At 50.9% G+C, this 17797-nt stretch carries 14 protein-coding genes; 8 read left to right on the top strand and 6 right to left on the bottom strand.

Translation table 11 applies throughout. From position 1 onward, the window contains the following. Positions 1-118: 118 nt before the first annotated feature. The 3 genes from potE to speFL all read right to left on the bottom strand — a co-directional run bounded on the left by potE (position 119) and on the right by speFL (position 4148). Positions 119-1435: a putrescine-ornithine antiporter gene (gene potE, locus WBL83_RS12440; RefSeq protein WP_424589441.1), complete on the bottom strand. Its 1317-nt coding sequence runs from the start codon at positions 1433-1435 to the stop codon at positions 119-121. 122 nt (positions 1436-1557) lie between these two features. After that, positions 1558-3720 (bottom strand): ornithine decarboxylase SpeF, encoded by a 2163-nt coding sequence (speF, locus tag WBL83_RS12445; RefSeq protein WP_424589442.1) that lies wholly within the window; start codon positions 3718-3720, stop codon positions 1558-1560. A 323-nt stretch (positions 3721-4043) separates the two neighbouring features. Then, positions 4044-4148, bottom strand: a complete 105-nt coding sequence (gene speFL / locus WBL83_RS12450) for a leader peptide SpeFL (RefSeq protein ID WP_121814831.1) — start codon at positions 4146-4148, stop codon at positions 4044-4046. Positions 4149-4837: 689 nt separating this feature from the next. Between speFL and WBL83_RS12455 the strand changes: the two genes are divergently transcribed. Then, complete coding sequence (locus WBL83_RS12455; RefSeq protein ID WP_424589443.1) at positions 4838-5290, top strand: YhcH/YjgK/YiaL family protein; 453 nt, start codon at positions 4838-4840, stop codon at positions 5288-5290. 169 nt (positions 5291-5459) lie between these two features. Here WBL83_RS12455 and argF read toward each other — a convergent pair whose 3' ends face one another. Beyond that, on the bottom strand, positions 5460-6464 hold the full coding sequence (argF, locus tag WBL83_RS12460; RefSeq protein ID WP_424589444.1) for an ornithine carbamoyltransferase: 1005 nt from the start codon (positions 6462-6464) through the stop codon (positions 5460-5462). A 164-nt stretch (positions 6465-6628) separates the two neighbouring features. Here argF and rraB point away from each other — a divergent pair, with 164 nt between their 5' ends. From rraB to uhpT, 6 genes are all read left to right on the top strand, one after another. Beyond that, positions 6629-7054 carry a ribonuclease E inhibitor RraB gene (gene rraB, locus WBL83_RS12465; protein WP_424589445.1) on the top strand — a complete coding sequence of 142 codons (426 nt, stop codon included), beginning with the start codon at positions 6629-6631 and terminating at the stop codon, positions 7052-7054. Between the two features lie 57 nt (positions 7055-7111). Further along, complete coding sequence (miaE, locus tag WBL83_RS12470; protein ID WP_424589446.1) at positions 7112-7873, top strand: tRNA isopentenyl-2-thiomethyl-A-37 hydroxylase MiaE; 762 nt, start codon at positions 7112-7114, stop codon at positions 7871-7873. A 92-nt stretch (positions 7874-7965) separates the two neighbouring features. Beyond that, positions 7966-8556: a transcriptional regulator UhpA gene (uhpA, locus tag WBL83_RS12475; RefSeq protein ID WP_424589447.1), complete on the top strand. Its 591-nt coding sequence runs from the start codon at positions 7966-7968 to the stop codon at positions 8554-8556. Further along, on the top strand, positions 8556-10058 hold the full coding sequence (gene uhpB / locus WBL83_RS12480) for a signal transduction histidine-protein kinase/phosphatase UhpB (RefSeq protein WP_424589448.1): 1503 nt from the start codon (positions 8556-8558) through the stop codon (positions 10056-10058). Before uhpA ends, uhpB begins: the two co-directional genes overlap by 1 nt. Before the next feature lie 9 nt (positions 10059-10067). Then, positions 10068-11396 carry an MFS transporter gene (locus tag WBL83_RS12485; RefSeq protein WP_424589449.1) on the top strand — a complete coding sequence of 443 codons (1329 nt, stop codon included), beginning with the start codon at positions 10068-10070 and terminating at the stop codon, positions 11394-11396. A 138-nt stretch (positions 11397-11534) separates the two neighbouring features. Continuing rightward, positions 11535-12926: a hexose-6-phosphate:phosphate antiporter gene (uhpT, locus tag WBL83_RS12490; RefSeq protein WP_424589450.1), complete on the top strand. Its 1392-nt coding sequence runs from the start codon at positions 11535-11537 to the stop codon at positions 12924-12926. A 53-nt stretch (positions 12927-12979) separates the two neighbouring features. Here uhpT and WBL83_RS12495 read toward each other — a convergent pair whose 3' ends face one another. Continuing rightward, positions 12980-13483: a GNAT family N-acetyltransferase gene (locus WBL83_RS12495; protein WP_424589451.1), complete on the bottom strand. Its 504-nt coding sequence runs from the start codon at positions 13481-13483 to the stop codon at positions 12980-12982. Positions 13484-13680: 197 nt separating this feature from the next. Between WBL83_RS12495 and WBL83_RS12500 the strand changes: the two genes are divergently transcribed. Next, the gene (locus WBL83_RS12500) at positions 13681-14886 is read left to right on the top strand and encodes a YjgN family protein (protein ID WP_424589452.1); all 1206 of its coding nucleotides are present in this window, start codon (positions 13681-13683) and stop codon (positions 14884-14886) included. 52 nt (positions 14887-14938) lie between these two features. Here WBL83_RS12500 and WBL83_RS12505 read toward each other — a convergent pair whose 3' ends face one another. Continuing rightward, the gene (locus WBL83_RS12505) at positions 14939-17794 is read right to left on the bottom strand and encodes a valine--tRNA ligase (RefSeq protein ID WP_424589453.1); all 2856 of its coding nucleotides are present in this window, start codon (positions 17792-17794) and stop codon (positions 14939-14941) included. Positions 17795-17797: the final 3 nt, after the last annotated feature.

A 17797-nucleotide genomic window follows, 5' to 3' on the forward strand; every position in this document is an offset into this window, starting at 1 on the left:
TGGCGCATTATACGCGTGTAAGTGGACACTTCAAGCGAATAATTCACATATTTTCGCTGTAAGCAATCGGTTGCTGTGGATACTTACCTCCGAACGATGTCGCCAAAGATTTGCTACATCAGACCCCTGTTTTACGCAGTTCAAAACGCGGGGAGATAAGGCCATACAGCGTCCAGCCCAGGAAGGTCACGATGGCACCATACATCATCGCTTCTTCACCTGATGAATACAGGGCGTAGAAGCTATACATCGCACCAATAAATGCGAAGATGTTCGCCAGACGCGCTTTCTTAGCATCAACTTTTGCCACTTTCTGGATAATGACCAACGCCGCCATCGACAGAATGTAAGGGATAATATTGGTCACAACTGCCAGGTTAACCAGCACGTTGAACTGTTTGTTCAGCGATGGGCTGATGGTCATCAAAGACAGCCCGCTCTGGATAAGAACGATAACAATCATCCCTTTCACCGGCGCTTCGGCTTTGGTCAGTTTAGAGAACACTTTAGGGAAATAGCCTTCATCCGCAGAGGATTTGAATACCTGAGCGATGGTGAATTGCCAACCCAACAGGGAACCTACGCAGGACATAATCATCAATGCCATGATGATTTTACCCACGGTTGGAGTAAACATCTGAGCAAAGGCTAAGCCAAACGGCGCGGTTGAATTCGCCAGGTCCATATTCGGCACAATACCGGCAATCACGTTGGTAGAAATGATGTAGATAACTGCCGCGCCAAGCGTCCCACCTAATACAGCAATAGGAACGTTACGCTCTGGGTTTTCAACCACATCGGTGTTGGCGCAGGCAGATTCTAAACCTAAGAACGCCCACAGAGTCATGGCGATAGAAGAACCGATAGCTTCAAAAACAGGCAGATGATGCGGGTTCCATGACTGCACGTACAGTGTAGGGCTGAACCAGAACCAACCAATCACTGAAATGCCCAGCACCGGAATAATCACGCCCCAAACGGTCACGCCACTGATGCGACCGGTGATGCGTGCGCCGCCAAAGTTTGCTGCCGTCGCAAGCCAAAGTACGCCGATAGTGGCAAGACAAATGCCAATTGGCGATAACGTAGCATTCAATAATTCAGTGCCGTAACCCACCGCAGAAATCGCAATCGCGACGTTGGCAATCAGCAGTGAAACTCCGTAAGTGTAGTTCGCCATAAAGTTGCCAGATTTGCCAAAGGCGTACTCTGCATAACCGCCCATCCCACCTGACTTGCGACTGAACATGCCACATTTAGCGAATGCATAGGCCAGAGCCATGGAACCCAACGCGGTCACTAACCATGAAATGATTGAAAGTGTCCCCACTTCCGCTAATTTGGTCGGCAACATGATGATCCCTGATCCCATCATGTTTACCGCGGTCAAAATGGTGAGCTGAACGACACCCATTTTGTTGTTTTTTTTACTCATAATCTGTTCCTTTAATAATTTTGAGTAGCGAAGAACCGGAAGCGTCACGCTTCTTCGCTGTTTCTTTTTTTTATGGAAAAACCAGTTTTTGCCAGTAACCCTGACGTTTGCTGATCTCAGATTTATTGTTTAATAACATAGCCATAAGCGCGTTTTTTACGGTCATCATCCAGCTTGATGTACACACCCTGTAACTCAGGAGCAAAGCCCGGCAACAGATTGATCCCTTCTTCCAGTGCCAGGAAATAACGCTGCACCGAACCGCCCCAGATCTCGCCAGGAACAACACATAAAACACCTGGAGGATATGGCAGGGCACCTTCAGCAGCGATGCGGCCCTCAACCTGCGATAACGCCACTAATTCAACGTTTCCGCGTACAAACTCAATGTTTGCCTGTTGAGGATTCATCACCACTTTCGGGAAGTGATCTTTACGGAACATCTCTTTTTGCAGCTGCTTCACGTCATGACTGACGTACAGGTCATGCATTTCCTGGCACAACTGACGGATGGTGTAGCCGTGGTAGCGTTCTTCGTAAGATTTGTAGATGGATGGCAGCACTTCAGATAACGGCGCATCTTCTTCAATCAGGCGTTCAAAACGCGCAATCTGTGCAACAAGATGCTGCATCTTCGCCATGTCTTCGGCTGGCGTCATCAGGAACAGAATAGAGTTGAGGTCGCATTTCTCCGGTACGATACCGTTCTCACGCAGGAAGTTGGCGAGGATAGTCGCCGGCACGCCGAAACTATCGTATTCACCGGTCTGGACGTTGATACCTGGTGTGGTCAACATCAGTTTGCATGGGTCGACGAAGTACTGGTGTTCGGCGTAATTATCAAATGAGTGCCAGCGTTCGCCCGGGATGAAGTCAAAGAAACGCAGGTCGTTTGCCATGGTTTCCGTATCAAAATCTTCCCACTTACGGCCATCAATGGTTTCCGGTACGAACGGACGGATATGTTTGCAGAGTTTTAACAGCAGTTTACGGGTCTCAATCCCCACTTTTACGCAGTCCATCCACATGCGTTTACCGCTTTCGCCTTCATGCATTTTGGCGTTAACGTCAAGGGCGGCAAACAACGGGTAGAACGGGCTGGTGGAGGCATGCATCATAAACGCGTTGTTCATACGTTTATGATTAACATAGCGATCCTGTCCTTTGATGTGTTTGTCTTTTTTATGGATTTGCGAAGTCTGAGAGAAGCCCGCCTGCTGCTTGTGGACCGACTGTGTCACCAGGATCCCCGGATCGTTTTCATTCAGTTCAAGCAACAGCGGTGAACAGTCATTCATCATCGGAATGAATTGCTCGTAACCCACCCATGCAGAATCAAACAGGATGTAGTCGCACAGATGACCAATCTTATCGACGACCTGACGCGCGTTATAAATTGTGCCGTCGTAAGTCCCCAGTTGAATAACCGCCAGACGGAACGGACGCTTTTCAGCGCTACGATTTGGCGCCACTTCGCGCACTAAATCACGGAGATATTTTTCTTCGAAACAGTGAGCATCAATACCGCCGATAAAACCGAACGGGTTACGCGCAGTTTCCAGATAGACCGGTGTGGCACCCGCCTGAATCAATGCGCCGTGGTGGTTGGATTTATGGTTGTTACGGTCAAACAGCACCAGATCGCCCGGGGCTAACAACGCGTTTAACACCACTTTGTTAGATGAAGAGGTCCCGTTTAAAACGAAGTAGGTTTTATCTGCATTAAACACTTTCGCCGCATGCATCTGTGCCGTACACGGCGCGCCTTCGTGGATCAGCAAATCACCCATGGAAACGTCAGCATTACAAAGGTCAGAGCGGAATAAAGTTTCGCCAAAGTAATCAAAGAACTGGCGACCGGCTGGGTGGCGGCGGAAGAATTGTCCACCCTGATGTCCTGGGCAGTCGAAGGCGGCATTACCCTGCTGCACATACTCCACCAGGCTACCAAAGAACGGTGGCAGCACTTCTTTTTCATATTTAGCGGCTGCCGCTTCCAGTTGTTTGCCGTAGAAATCTACATTGCCATCGCACAGTTCAAACACCCCTGTGACACGAGGCAGCACTTCAGCGGGCAACTCTTCTTCGCAACAAACCGCCACAAAGATGGGAATACCAAAACCTGTTTGTTCAATGGTATTCAACATTCCCGTAGTCGCATCCTTGACGGAAATAACAGCAGCCGACACATCTGTAAAATTAGTATTGGTTATATCGACGATTTCACGCTCGGTGCTAAAGCATTCAGTCGTGAGGGTATTAACTGCTATTTTTAATTTTTCCATTTTTATTTTCTTCTCTGATATTCTGATTAAGTAAAATTTAGGTATGGCATAGCCGTCAGATATTCCACGCAGGGATTCCGATGCTTATTATTTTTTTAAAGGCAATAGCTACCCGCAATAATTCTTATTATTGAATTACTGATGTGAGTCGATAAATGCCAGGTGTTTAATTCACCAGATTGGCGGATATGCTAAATGGGATAGTCAGGCGCTGTACGTTAAACGACAGATAACAACATGCTATTCAGCAGGTTACTGGATTATTCGACGTTTGACGACCAGCAGGCACAAGTATCCGCAAAAGCAGATGCCGTGGGGGGATTTTACTTAGAGTTGAAGAGATGAAAATCAAAACAGCTACGGTGTATCAGCATCATAATATGCGTAACCCGTCGGATATGTGGCATGGACTTATTATTGTTTTCCATTTTCTATTTCCTTTTATGGTGGGAAATCGAGGCCATTGTAATCAGTGGAAGAGATAAAACCGTGATGTTGGTCACTAATGATTTTTATCTGGAAAATAAAACATTGTTTTTATTTAAGTCAAATGAATAAAGTATCATTTTGCCGGAGTTATATAAATGTGAAGTTATTTTATAAGCAAAGGTGAATAGCAATGAAATAGCCACATCGCTTCAAGAACGTTGACACACATGATAAGAATATTGCCCATAAATAAGGGGAGTTGATAATGAGATGGGGTGTAAATGTTAACCGTTTGTCTCATTGCTCAGTTTTCTCGCGGAATCATAATTATTCATTTTCTATATTTGTTTTCGCATTTTTATTCACTGTATGTATGTTAGCAATAAATGCTGTGTATTTTCGTATTTATGAATCATATCTCTGCTTTATGATCTCAGGATGGTTTTTATCTGTTGTTTTTACTGTCTGGTGCGGTGAGGGGTGAGCTGTGTGAAAAGTTAATAATGATAAATTCTGCATAAAAAAAGAACACAAGGTATTGCGCCGCAAGCATCCGATTAACTCACTCTCAATGCCACTGGATTTTTTTAGGATGTAGCGCAGGTTTTCATTAAAAACTCGTAGCGACAGAAGCTGAATGCTCGTATAAATACAATAATAAAACATCGTTTCAAAAAAGGTAATAATCATGATTATTGGCAACATCCACTCTTTGCAATCCTGGCTTCCTGAAGAACTGCGCCAGGCCATTGAGCACGTTAAACAACACGTCACCCCAGAAACGACACTTGGGAAGCATGATATTGATGGTAACCGTCTGTTTATGCTGGTTTCCGAAGATTCCACACAGCCAATCGAAGATCGCCCGGCAGAATTTCACCAGCGCTATCTGGATATCCAGATTGTGATGAGTGGTCAGGAAGGGATGACGTTCAGTTGTCTGCCTGCTGGCACGCCTGAGACTGACTGGTTAGCGGATAAAGACATCGCGTTCCTGCCTGAAGGCGTACAGGAAAAAACGGTCGTATTAAATGAAGGGGATTTCGTGGTGTTCTACCCAGGCGAAGTTCACAAGCCACTGTGCGCGGTGGGTAAACCTGCGACCGTGCGTAAAGTTGTCGTGAAGATGTTGGTGGAATAACGAATTCTCACCCTCACCCTGGCCCTCTCCCTGAGGGAGAGGGGATACTTGTTTTCACCCTCGCCCGTTTGGATAGAGGAGATACTTGTTTTCACCCTCGCCCGTTTGGATAGAGGGGATACTTGTTTTCACCCTCGCCCCTTTGGGGAGAGGGCGGGGTGAGGGGATGTCACTTGGCTAATGTCGCAACCATCACCGCTTTAATGGTGTGCATGCGGTTTTCAGCCTGATCAAAAACAATGCTGTTTGGCGATTCAAACACTTCGTCCGTTACTTCCATGCCGCCGTGCATTCCATATTGCTCCGCCATTTGTTTGCCAAGCGTCGTTTGGTCGTCGTGGAAAGCGGGCAGGCAATGCAGGAATTTCACCTCAGGATTGCCCGTCAGCGCCAGCATCGCGCTGTTAACCTGATAATCCCGTAACAGATTAATCCGCTCCGCCCACTTCTCTTTGGCTTCGCCCATCGACACCCACACATCGGTATAAATGAAATCGGCACCTTTGACGCCCGCAGCCACATCTTCTGTCAGAGTGATGTTTCCACCGTTGTGCGCCGCCAGGGCCTGGCATTCAGTGACCAGTTTTTCATCCGGCCAGCAGGCCTTCGGCGCCACCAGGCGCAAGTTCAGCCCAGTTAATGCGGCTGCTTCCAGCATCGAATTGCCCATGTTGTTACGCGCATCGCCTGCATAAACCAGCGTCATCTGCTGGAAGGTTTTGCCCGGCAAATGCTCTTGCATAGTCAGCAAATCCGCCAGTAATTGCGTCGGGTGGAACTCATTAGTCAGCCCGTTCCAGACGGGAACACCTGCATACTGCGCCAGCGTTTCAACGATTTCCTGGCCAAACCCGCGATACTGAATGCCATCGTACATCCGGCCTAAAACACGCGCGGTATCTTTAATTGATTCTTTATGCCCAATCTGGCTGCCGCTTGGGCCGAGATAAGTGACTCGCGCACCCTGGTCAAATGCGGCAACTTCGAAAGAGCACCTGGTACGAGTCGAGTCTTTTTCGAAGATGAGCGCAATATTTTTACCTGTAAGATGTTGAACTTCTGTGCCTTTTTTCTTGTCGTTTTTCAGTTTGGCTGACAGGGCGAGCAATTCGTTAAGTTGTGCAGGGGTAAAATCCAGTAATTTCAGGAAATGCTTTTGATAAAAATGACTCATATCTTCCTCTTATGGCACACGCCAGTGATTGAATATAAATTCAATTTATATGTATGAATATTCATTTGCAACCCCGAAAGTAAAATCTTTAGCGGGAAAGGTGGAGGCAAACTCAGCCGTGTGTGAAAATAGAAGTATCTGCCTACAAAATTGAGGAAAGGGCCATGGCAAATCCAGAACTGCTGGAAGAGCAGCGCGAAGAGACGCGTTTGATTATTGAAGAATTACTGGAAGACGGCAGCGATCCTGACGCGCTGTACACTATCGAGCATCACCTTTCCGCAGACGATTTCGAAACTCTTGAAAAAGCCGCTGTTGAAGCATTCAAGATGGGTTACGAAGTGACTGACCCAGAAGAGCTGGAAGTGGAAGAGGGTGACACTGTTATCTGCTGCGACGTACTCAGCGAATGTGCGCTGAAAGCCGAACTGCTGGATGAGCAGGTTGAACAACTGCTGAACCTCGCCGAGAAATTCGGTGTGGATTACGACGGTTGGGGCACTTACTTCGAAGACCCGAACGGCGAAGAGGGTGAAGAAGGCGATGACGAAGATATGTTAGATGAAGATGACGACGGCGTTCGCCACTAATCTCATCCGTGCAGCGGTGTGATGCCGCTGCACATCAAGGAATGACCACCATCCATTATGAACTACCCGCAACTCCTCTCACCGGTACTTAATTTCCTGCACTGCCCCACGCCTGATGCCTGGATTGAAAAAGCGCGACAGCCAGAGCACTTGCCCTTGCTGCTGACCGACCATCTGGTGTGCGAACTCAAAGCTGCGCAAACGGCCATGTTTTTTATTCGCAAATATGTTGCGGATAAAACCAGTGCGCAGGCGTTACTTGACTGGCTTAAACCCTACGAAGATTTCACTTTCCGCGAAGGCAAAGAACCCGATTTTATCGCACTGCATAAAACCCTGAGCAAAAGCGTAATGCCAAAAACGGAGACTGCCTGGGGCCAGCAACTCATCGATAGCATGCTTTTGTTGATTAAAGAGGAGCTGCACCATTTCTGGCAGGTGCGCGAGATTATGCTCGCCCGCAACATTCCCTATGTAAAAATCACCGCCAGCCGTTATGCAAAAGCGTTGCTTGGCGAAACGCGGACCCATGAACCAGTGATGCTGGTGGATAAACTGATTTGTGGCGCGTATATCGAGGCGCGATCGTGTGAGCGTTTTGCCGCACTCGCACCTCATCTGGACGATGAGCTGCAGAAATTCTATTTGTCGCTGCTGCGTTCTGAAGCTCGCCATTATCAGGATTATTTAGCCTTAGCCGAACAGATTGCCGGCAGGGACATTAGCGATCGAGTGCGTTTCTTTGGCGAAGTTGAAGCGGCTTCAATTAGCAGCCCGGATAGCGAATTTCGTTTTCACAGCGGCGTTCCAACGGCTTAAAGCGCAGCAGCCTGGCGAGGGAATGCTTAAGACTTGAACAGCAACACGCTTATCGCTAAGGTAAGCGCGTTTTTACCTTCCTGGAAAGTATCATGACAACCATCGCCCTTATTGACGACCACCTTATCGTCCGCTCCGGCTTTGCGCAGTTGTTGGGGTTGGAACCGGATTTTCAGATTGTGGTTGAGTTTGGCTCCGGACGCGAAGCGCTGGCCGGACTGCCGGGGCGCGGCGTGCAGGTGTGTATTTGCGACATCTCCATGCCGGATATTTCCGGGCTGGAACTACTCAGTCAACTCCCGAAAGGGATGGCGACCATTATGCTCTCGGTGCACGACAGCCCGGCGCTGGTAGAGCAGGCTTTAAACGCGGGCGCGCGCGGCTTTCTCTCCAAACGGTGTAGCCCGGATGAGCTGATTGCCGCTGTGCGTACGGTGGCGGCAGGCGGCTGCTACCTGACGCCCGACATCGCCATCAAACTGGCGGCCGGACGGCAGGATCCGTTAACCAAACGTGAGCGCCAGGTGGCAGAAAAACTCGCCCAGGGCATGGCGGTCAAAGAGATTGCCACCGAACTTGGGCTGTCGCCAAAGACGGTTCACGTCCATCGCGCCAATCTGATGGAAAAACTCGGCGTCAGTAACGACGTCGGGCTCGCTCACCGCCTGTTTGACGGATGGTAATGCAGCCCTTTTTCTCCCGGCTTATCTCAGTCGTCGCCAGCTTTTTTATCTTCGCGGCCAGCTGGTTTTGCCTGTGGAGCATCAGCCTGCACCTGGTGGAACGGCCCGAGCTGGCAGTGCTGCTGTTTCCCTTCGGCCTGCGTTTAGGTTTGATGCTGCAATGTCCGCGCGGTTACTGGCCGGTATTGCTCGGAGCCGAGTGGCTGATGCTTGGCTGGCTGGCGCAGGAAGTGGCGCTGGCGCATCTTCCGTTGTTAATGATCGGCGGCGTGCTGACCCTTTTGCCGGTGGCGCTGATCTCCCGCTATCGCCATCAACGTGACTGGCGCACCTTGCTGCGTCAGGGCGGGGCGCTGATTGCTGCCGCGTTGTTACAGTCGCTGCCGTGGATTGGACAAGGGCAGGAGACGCTAAACGCGTTGCTGCTCACCCTGACGGGCGGATTAACTCTGGCGCCCACCTGCCTTGTCATCTGGCACTATCTCACCAGCACCGTCTGGCAACCGCTGGGACCCGGACTCGTTTCCCAGCCGGTGAACTGGCGCGCCCGTCATCTTATCTGGTACTTGCTGCTGTTTGTGGTCAGCCTGTGGCTGCAACTAGGGCTGCCTGACGAACTGGCCCGCTTTACGCCGTTCTGCCTGGCGCTGCCGATTATCGCTCTCGCCTGGCATTACGGTTGGCAGGGCGCATTGATCGCGACGCTGATGAATGCCATTGCGCTGATCGCCAGCCAAACCTGGCACGATCATCCGGTGGATTTGCTGCTTTCGCTGCTGGCACAAAGCCTGACCGGGCTGCTGCTCGGCGCGGGGATCCAACGCCTGCGCGAGCTTAATCAGTCCCTGCAAACGGAACTTGCACGCAACCGCCGTCTTGCAGAACGACTGCTGGAAACCGAAGAGAGCGTGCGGCGCGAAGTGGCGCGGGAGCTGCATGACGACATCGGCCAGACGATTACCGCGATTCGTACCCAGGCGGGCATTGTGCAGCGGCTGGCTCCGGGCAATGAAGGCGTGAAGCTGGGTGGGGCGCACATCGAACAGCTATCTCTTGGAATTTATGATTCGGTACGCCGCCTGCTGGGAAGGCTGCGTCCACGCCAGCTGGATGATTTATCGCTGATACAGGCGATTCGCTCGCTGATGCGTGAAATGGAACTGGAAGGCCGTGGCATCGTGAGCCACCTCGACTGGCAAATCGACGAGCCGCCACTGAGCGAAAGCCAGCGCGTGACATTATTCCGCGTGTGCCAGGAAGGGCTGAACAACATCGTAAAGCATGCCAGCGCCAGCGCGGTAACCATTCAGGCCTGGCAGCAGGACGAGCGGCTGATGCTGGTGATTGAAGATGACGGCAGCGGTCTGCCAGCCGACTCCGGACAGCAGGGTTTTGGCCTGGCAGGCATGCACGAACGCGTCACGGCACTTGGCGGAACTCTTGCCATTTCATGTACTCACGGCACGCGCGTCAGCGTCAGTTTGCCATTGCGATATGCGTAAGGACTGGCGATGTTATCTTTCCTGAAAGTCCCCCCAGCGGCGACCCCCATCAGCGATAAAGCTGAAATTGACGCGCGCTACGGCTACTGGCGTCGGCACATTCTGACAACCATCTGGCTCGGTTATGCGCTGTTTTACTTCACCCGTAAAAGTTTCAACGCTGCCGCGCCGGAAATCCTCGCCAGCGGCGTGATGACGCGTACTGATATCGGCCTGCTGGCGACGCTGTTTTACATCACTTACGGGTTGTCGAAATTTTTCTCCGGTATCGTCAGTGACCGCTCTGACGCCCGCTATTTCATGGGGTTGGGGCTTATCGCGACCGGAGTTGTTAACATCCTTTTCGGTTTCTCCACCTCGCTTTGGGCATTTGGCCTGTTGTGGGCCCTGAACGCCTTTTTCCAGGGCTGGGGCTCGCCGGTGTGCGCGCGTTTGCTCACGGCCTGGTACTCCCGTACCGAACGCGGCGGCTGGTGGGCGGTATGGAACACCGCGCATAACGTCGGCGGGGCGCTGATCCCGATTGTGGTTGGCGCGGCGACCCTGCATTACGGTTGGCGTGCAGGGATGATGATCGCCGGTTCGCTGGCGATTCTTGCCGGGCTATTTCTCTGCTGGCGCTTGCGCGATCGCCCGCAAACAGTGGGCTTGCCAGCGGTAGGTGACTGGCGGCACGACGAACTGGAAATCGCCCAACAGCAGGAAGGCGCAGGACTGACGCGTCGGGAAATCCTCTACAAATACGTGCTGAAGAACCCCTATATCTGGCTACTGTCACTGTGCTATGTGTTGGTCTATGTGGTGCGGGCGGCCATCAACGACTGGGGCAATCTCTACATGTCAGAGACGCTGGGCGTGGATCTGGTCACCGCCAACTCGGCAGTCACGATGTTTGAGCTGGGAGGATTTATTGGTGCACTGGTCGCAGGCTGGGGCTCGGACAAACTGTTCAACGGCAACCGTGGGCCGATGAACCTGATATTTGCCGCCGGGATTTTGCTCTCGGTCGGCTCGCTGTGGCTGATGCCGTTTGCCAGCTATGTGATGCAGACAGCCTGCTTCTTCACCACCGGCTTCTTTGTGTTTGGCCCGCAGATGCTGATCGGTATGGCGGCGGCAGAGTGCTCCCACAAAGAGGCTGCTGGGGCGGCGACCGGCTTTGTTGGTCTGTTTGCTTACCTCGGTGCCTCTCTGTCTGGCTGGCCGCTGGCACGGGTCATCGATATCTGGCACTGGAATGGTTTTTTCGCAGTGATCGCCATCGCGGCGGGGATCTCAGCTCTGCTGTTGCTCCCGTTCCTTAACGCTCAGTCCCCACAGACCCGCAGCGAAGCGTGATACATCTCACCTTTTTACCTCGAATAGCGCAAAACTAAGAAATTTTCCCGGTTTCTCCTGGAAGCCGTCTCAGGCCAAAGCCGCTGCTGATTTTTACAATACCTGCTATCACGCAGGTTTTTAAATCAGGAGTAATCCATGCTGGCCTTATTAAACCAGGTGCGCAAGCCGACCCTGGATCTGCCGCTCGATGTGCGGCGTAAGATGTGGTTCAAACCGTTCATGCAGTCGTATCTGGTGGTGTTCATCGGCTACCTGACCATGTACCTGATCCGTAAGAACTTCAACATCGCGCAGAACGACATGATCTCGACCTACGGGTTAAGCATGACGCAGCTGGGGATGATCGGCCTCGGCTTCTCCATCACCTACGGCGTGGGTAAAACCCTGGTTTCCTACTATGCGGATGGCAAAAACACCAAACAGTTCCTGCCGTTTATGCTGATCCTCTCGGCTATCTGTATGTTGGGCTTTAGCGCCAGCATGGGGACGGGGTCGGTCAGTCTGTTTATGATGATTGCTTTCTACGCTCTGAGCGGCTTCTTCCAGAGCGCGGGTGGCTCATGCAGCTACTCCACCATCACTAAATGGACGCCTCGTCGCAAGCGCGGAACTTACCTGGGCCTGTGGAATATCTCCCATAACCTCGGCGGAGCGGGTGCAGCAGGTGTGGCACTGTTTGGCGCGAACTTCCTGTTCGATGGCCACGTGATTGGCATGTTTATCTTCCCGTCGATTATCGCGCTGGTGGTGGGTTTTATTGGCCTGCGATATGGCAGCGATTCCCCTGAATCTTACGGCCTGGGCAAAGCGGAAGAGCTGTTTAGCGAAGAACTCAGCGAAGAAGATAAAGAGACTGAAGATGAGTCGATGACCAAATGGCAGATCTTCGTCGAGTACGTACTGAAGAATAAAGTCATCTGGCTGCTGTGTTTCTCCAACATCTTCCTCTACGTGGTGCGCATCGGTATTGACCAGTGGTCCACGGTTTATGCCTTCCAGGAGCTGAAGCTTTCCAAAGAAGTGGCAATTCAGGGCTTTACCCTGTTTGAAGTGGGCGCACTGGTCGGCACGCTGTTGTGGGGTTGGCTGTCGGATCTGGCGAATGGTCGTCGCGCGCTGGTAGCCTGTGTGGCACTGGCACTGATCATTGCGACGCTCGGCATTTATCAGCACGCCAGCAACCAGTATGTCTATCTGGCATCGTTGTTCGCGCTGGGCTTCCTGGTGTTTGGCCCGCAGTTGCTGATTGGTGTGGCGGCGGTTGGGTTCGTGCCTAAGAAAGCTATCGGTGCCGCCGACGGCATCAAAGGAACCTTCGCTTATCTTATCGGTGACAGCTTCGCTAAATTGGGGCTGGGGATGATTGCTGACGGTACGCCAATCTTTGGCCTGACCGGTTGGGCGGGGACTTTCGCAGCACTGGATGCGGCGGCAATTGGCTGTATCGTGCTGATGGCAATGGTCGCGGTAATGGAAGAACGCAAAATCCGCCGCGATAAACGCATTCAACGTTTAGCTACCCAGTAAGCGTTGAAAGGGTTGCTGGATCGACATGATCCAGCAACCTCGTTCCACAACGATTACAGAGACTTAATCATCCGCACTTCGCAGTCCACATGGCCGGTACAGCCAAGCGGTTCAGAAATATGTTCAAAGCCCAGACGCTCGTACAACGCAATCGCTTCTAACAGAAATGCGGTGGTTTCCAGATAGCAGCGTTTAAAACCCTCTTCCCGGGCAAAATCCATTGCCTGCAAAGCCAGACGTTTTGCCAGACCTTTGCCGCGCACAACGGGCAGGAAATACATCTTCTGCAATTCACAAATATCCGGCTCGCTACAGCTTAATGGCGCGACGCCACCGCCACCCACTACTTTGCCATCCAGTTCGACAATCCAGAAAGCATGCCCTGGCTTGCTATAAACCTGGAACAATTCATCCAGATTAGGATCGGCTACGGTATAGCCTTTGTCGGCAGTTAAACCGTATTCAGCAGAGACTTCGCGGATAACACGCGCGATAGCCGCATTGTCGTGGGCGGTTATCCGGCGCAGTGCGATTTCAACCGGAGCAGCAAGATTCATGGCGTAACTCATTAATGAAGGGGTAAAGACAGCTCATTTTAATACCACTGTGAAACATAACAAGCAAGTTTCTGGAGTGGACTGTGGATCCCATTCCGGAGTATTTAGAGTGTGTAATTTATGGTTGAATATCTTTGGCAAGTCTTTTTATATCAATAGTTAACAAAAATAAGTGGAATCATTCCATAAGGAAATATATGTCTGATCAACAGGGTTATATAGAGGCCGATAATTCACGAAGAATAATATTCCGTGGATCGGGTCATGAGTATTTTTTAGTATTGATTGTAAATTTATTGTTAATGGCAGTGACACTCGGCATTTTTACACCATGGGCAATTGTTCGTTCGAAGCGCTATTTATACGACAATACAGAATTGTCAGGCTCCAGCTTTTCTTATAATGTGACTGGCGGTTCAATATTTATTAGTTGGTTATGCGTCTGTATTTTTGTGTTCGCTACGCAAGCTGCAATACATTCCCATAGCGTCTTTTTGGCATTTTTTCTTATTGCTTTAATGGTCATGTTTCTTCCCTATTTGATGATGCTGAGCGTGCGTTATCAAATGCAATCTACCACGCTCAATGGCGTACGATTTAATTTTAAGTCGAGTGGGGTACAAGCATGGTGGGCTATTCTAGGTTGCCCGTTATTGATGCTCGGGGTTGTCTTTTTAATTTGTAATATCATGATCTCCGTTAGCATTGCGATAAATCCTTTTGATTTATCGAGGGTAATGACGACTTTTGCATTCTCCATTATCGTGGCTGTGATGGCCTGCAGTGTTGTACAGGGCGTCACGGTTGGATTATGGCTTAAGTTATTTTTTAATAACTTGAGTTTTGGGACGCAACAGTTTGCAGCGCAAGTGAGTATTAAAAAATGCGTTCTGATTTGTTTTTACACTATGCTAATTTTGATCCCGTTTTTAATCGTTATCATGGGGTTGATTTTACCTAACTTACTGGAGTTGATCTCTATTGGAATATCAGGAGATATCGAACAGCTAGTGGCTTCTGATACCATGAAAAGTCTGCAAACTAATATTATTTTATGTTATGTCATTTATCTGGTTGGTGTAATAGTTTGCATTAGTTTCTTGTCAGTAAAACTTCGTCATTACTATTTTAATACTGTTGTGTTGAGTGAAAAAATCGCCTTCCGCTCAACGCTGACCGTAGTCGGTTTTATTACACAATTAATCATCAATCTTTTGATCACTGTTTGTACGTTAGGCTTTGGTTACCCATGGGCGCGTATTCGTTATTGCCATTACCTGGCGAATAACACATGGGTTGATGGTGATTTAGATGAACTGATTTTGCAGGATCATAATGAAAAAATTGCCACAGATATCGTAAGCCGACTTTCACGCGGATTGGTGCCGAATTTAAGTTTGTAGCCATAAAAAAGGCCGGGAAATCTCCCGGCCTTTTCACTGTCAGAGAAACGAATTACAGCGCAGCAATCGTCGCTTTCTGCTCAGTCAGTTTCACTTTAGCTTCGCCACATGCAGTCAGACGTTCGCGTTCTTTTGCGACAACGGCTTCTGGCGCGCGCGCCACAAAACCTTCGTTAGACAGCTTGTTTTCGATAGAAGCAATTTCGACATCCAACTTGGCCATCTCTTTATCCAGACGCGCAAGTTCAGCGGCTTTGTCGACCAGGCCTGCCATTGGGATCAGCAGTTCTGCACCGTCGATAATTTTGGTCACGGAAACCGGACCTTTATCATCAGCAGGCAGCAGAGTGATGCTTTCCAGTCGCGCCAGGTTTTGCAGGAAGGTACGGTTCGCATTGACGCGACGTTCGGCTTCCGCGCTCACATTACGCAGCAGGATTGGCAGTGGTTTGCCCGGAGAGATGTTCATCTCGGCACGTACGTTACGTACAGCGGTGATCGCCAGCTTCAGCCACTCGGTATCAGAGAACGCCGCTTCGTCGTCCTGCGCGCTGTTATACGCCGGGAACGGCTGCAGCATAATGGTATCGTCGCTGATGCCTTTGAAGGTTTTCACGCGCTGCCAGATGGTCTCGGTGATGAACGGAATGATTGGATGCGCCAGGCGCAGCAAACCTTCCAGCACGTTGATCAGGGTATTACGCGTGCCGCGCAGTTCCGCTTCTGAGCCGCTATTCATTACTGGTTTGGTCAGCTCCAGATACCAGTCACAGAACTGGTTCCAGGTGAATTCATACAGAATGTTAGCAGCAATATCAAAGCGATAGCTGTCCAGCGCTTCACGGTATGCTTTCACGGTGCGGTTGAATTCCGCCAGGATCCAGCGATCCGCCAGTGACAGAACCATCTCGCCGCCGTTAAAGCCGCAATCCTGGTCTTCGGTATTCATCATCACGAAACGGCTGGCGTTCCACAGCTTGTTACAGAAGTTACGGTAACCTTCCAGGCGCTTCATGTCCCAGTTGATATCGCGGCCTGTAGAAGCCAGCGCTGCCAGCGTAAAGCGGAGTGCATCGGTGCCGTGCGGCTCGATACCGTTCGGGAATTGCTTCTCGGTACGCTTACGGATTTTCTCAGCCAGTTGCGGCTGCATCATGTTACCGGTGCGTTTTTCCAGCAGGTCTTCAAGGGAAATACCGTCAACCATATCCAGTGGATCGATAACGTTACCCTTGGACTTGGACATTTTCTGCCCTTCGTCATCACGGATAAGACCGGTCATGTAGACCGTTTTAAACGGAACCTGTGGCTTGCCGTCTTCATCTTTGATGAAGTGCATGGTCAGCATGATCATGCGTGCAATCCAGAAGAAGATAATGTCGAAGCCGCTGACCATCACGCTGGTCGGATGGAAGGTGCGCAGCGCTTCGGTGTTCTCAGGCCAGCCGAGCGTGGAGAACGTCCACAGGCCGGAAGAGAACCACGTGTCCAGTACGTCTTCGTCCTGGTTAAGCGCAACGTCGTCGCCAAGATTGTTTTCAGCACGAACTTCCGCTTCGTTACGGCCCACGTAGACGTTGCCTTCGGCATCGTACCAGGCCGGGATGCGGTGGCCCCACCACAGCTGACGAGAAATACACCAGTCCTGAATATCGCGCATCCAGGAGAAGTACATGTTTTCGTACTGTTTTGGCACGAACTGAATGTCGCCTTGCTCTACCGCTTCAACCGCGACTTTCGCCAGCGGTGCAGTGCGCACGTACCATTGGTCGGTCAGCATTGGCTCGATAACCACGCCGCCACGGTCGCCGTAAGGTACGGTTAGATCGTGTGGTTTGATCTCGTCAAGCAGACCCATTTCTTCGAATGCAGCAACAACGGCTTTACGCGCGGCGAAACGCTCAAGTTTCTGGAACTGAGCCGGAATTTCGTTGCTATACACATCGGCTTCTTCGCCGTTGGTATCGAACACTTCTGCCGTTTCGCGGATGTCACCGTCGAAGGTCAGAATGTTGATCATTGGCAGGGCGTGACGACGGCCAACTTCATAGTCGTTAAAGTCATGTGCAGGCGTGATTTTCACACAGCCGGTGCCTTTTTCCATGTCAGCGTGTTCGTCGCCAACAATAGGAATGCGGCGGTTAACCAGCGGCAGCACAAGGAATTTGCCAATCAGATCTTTGTAACGCGGATCTTCTGGGTTGACTGCCACACCGGTATCACCGAGCACGGTTTCTGGACGCGTGGTTGCGACAACCAGGTAATCTTTGCCATCGGCGGTTTTCGCGCCGTCAGCCAGCGGATAACGCAGATGCCACATGGAACCTTTGGACTCGCGATTTTCCACTTCCAGATCGGAAATAGCGGTACGCAGTTTCGGGTCCCAGTTTACCAGGCGCTTGCCGCGATAAATCAGGTCTTCTTTGTACAGGCGAACGAACACTTCTTTCACCGCGTTGGACAGACCTTCGTCCATGGTGAAGCGCTCGCGCTCCCAGTCTACGGAGTTGCCAAGACGACGCATCTGACGGGTGATGGTGCCACCAGACTCTGCCTTCCACTGCCAGATTTTCTCGATAAAGGCGTCACGACCGTAGTCGTGGCGTGTTTTACCTTCTTCGGCGGCAATTTTGCGCTCGACGACCATCTGGGTCGCGATGCCGGCGTGGTCAGTGCCCGCCTGCCACAGGGTGTTTTTACCCTGCATGCGCTGGTAACGAATCATGGTGTCCATGATCGTCTGCTGGAAGGCGTGACCCATATGCAAGCTGCCGGTAACGTTCGGCGGCGGGATCATGATGCAGAAGCTTTCCTGGCTGGTATCGCCATTTGGTTTAAAGTAGCCCTGCTGTTCCCAGTGCTCGTAAAGCGGCTGTTCGATATCTTGCGGGTTATATGTCTTTTCCATTGT

It is taken from the genome of Buttiauxella sp. (assembly GCF_049686335.1).
Classification (GTDB): Bacteria; Pseudomonadota; Gammaproteobacteria; order Enterobacterales; family Enterobacteriaceae; genus Buttiauxella.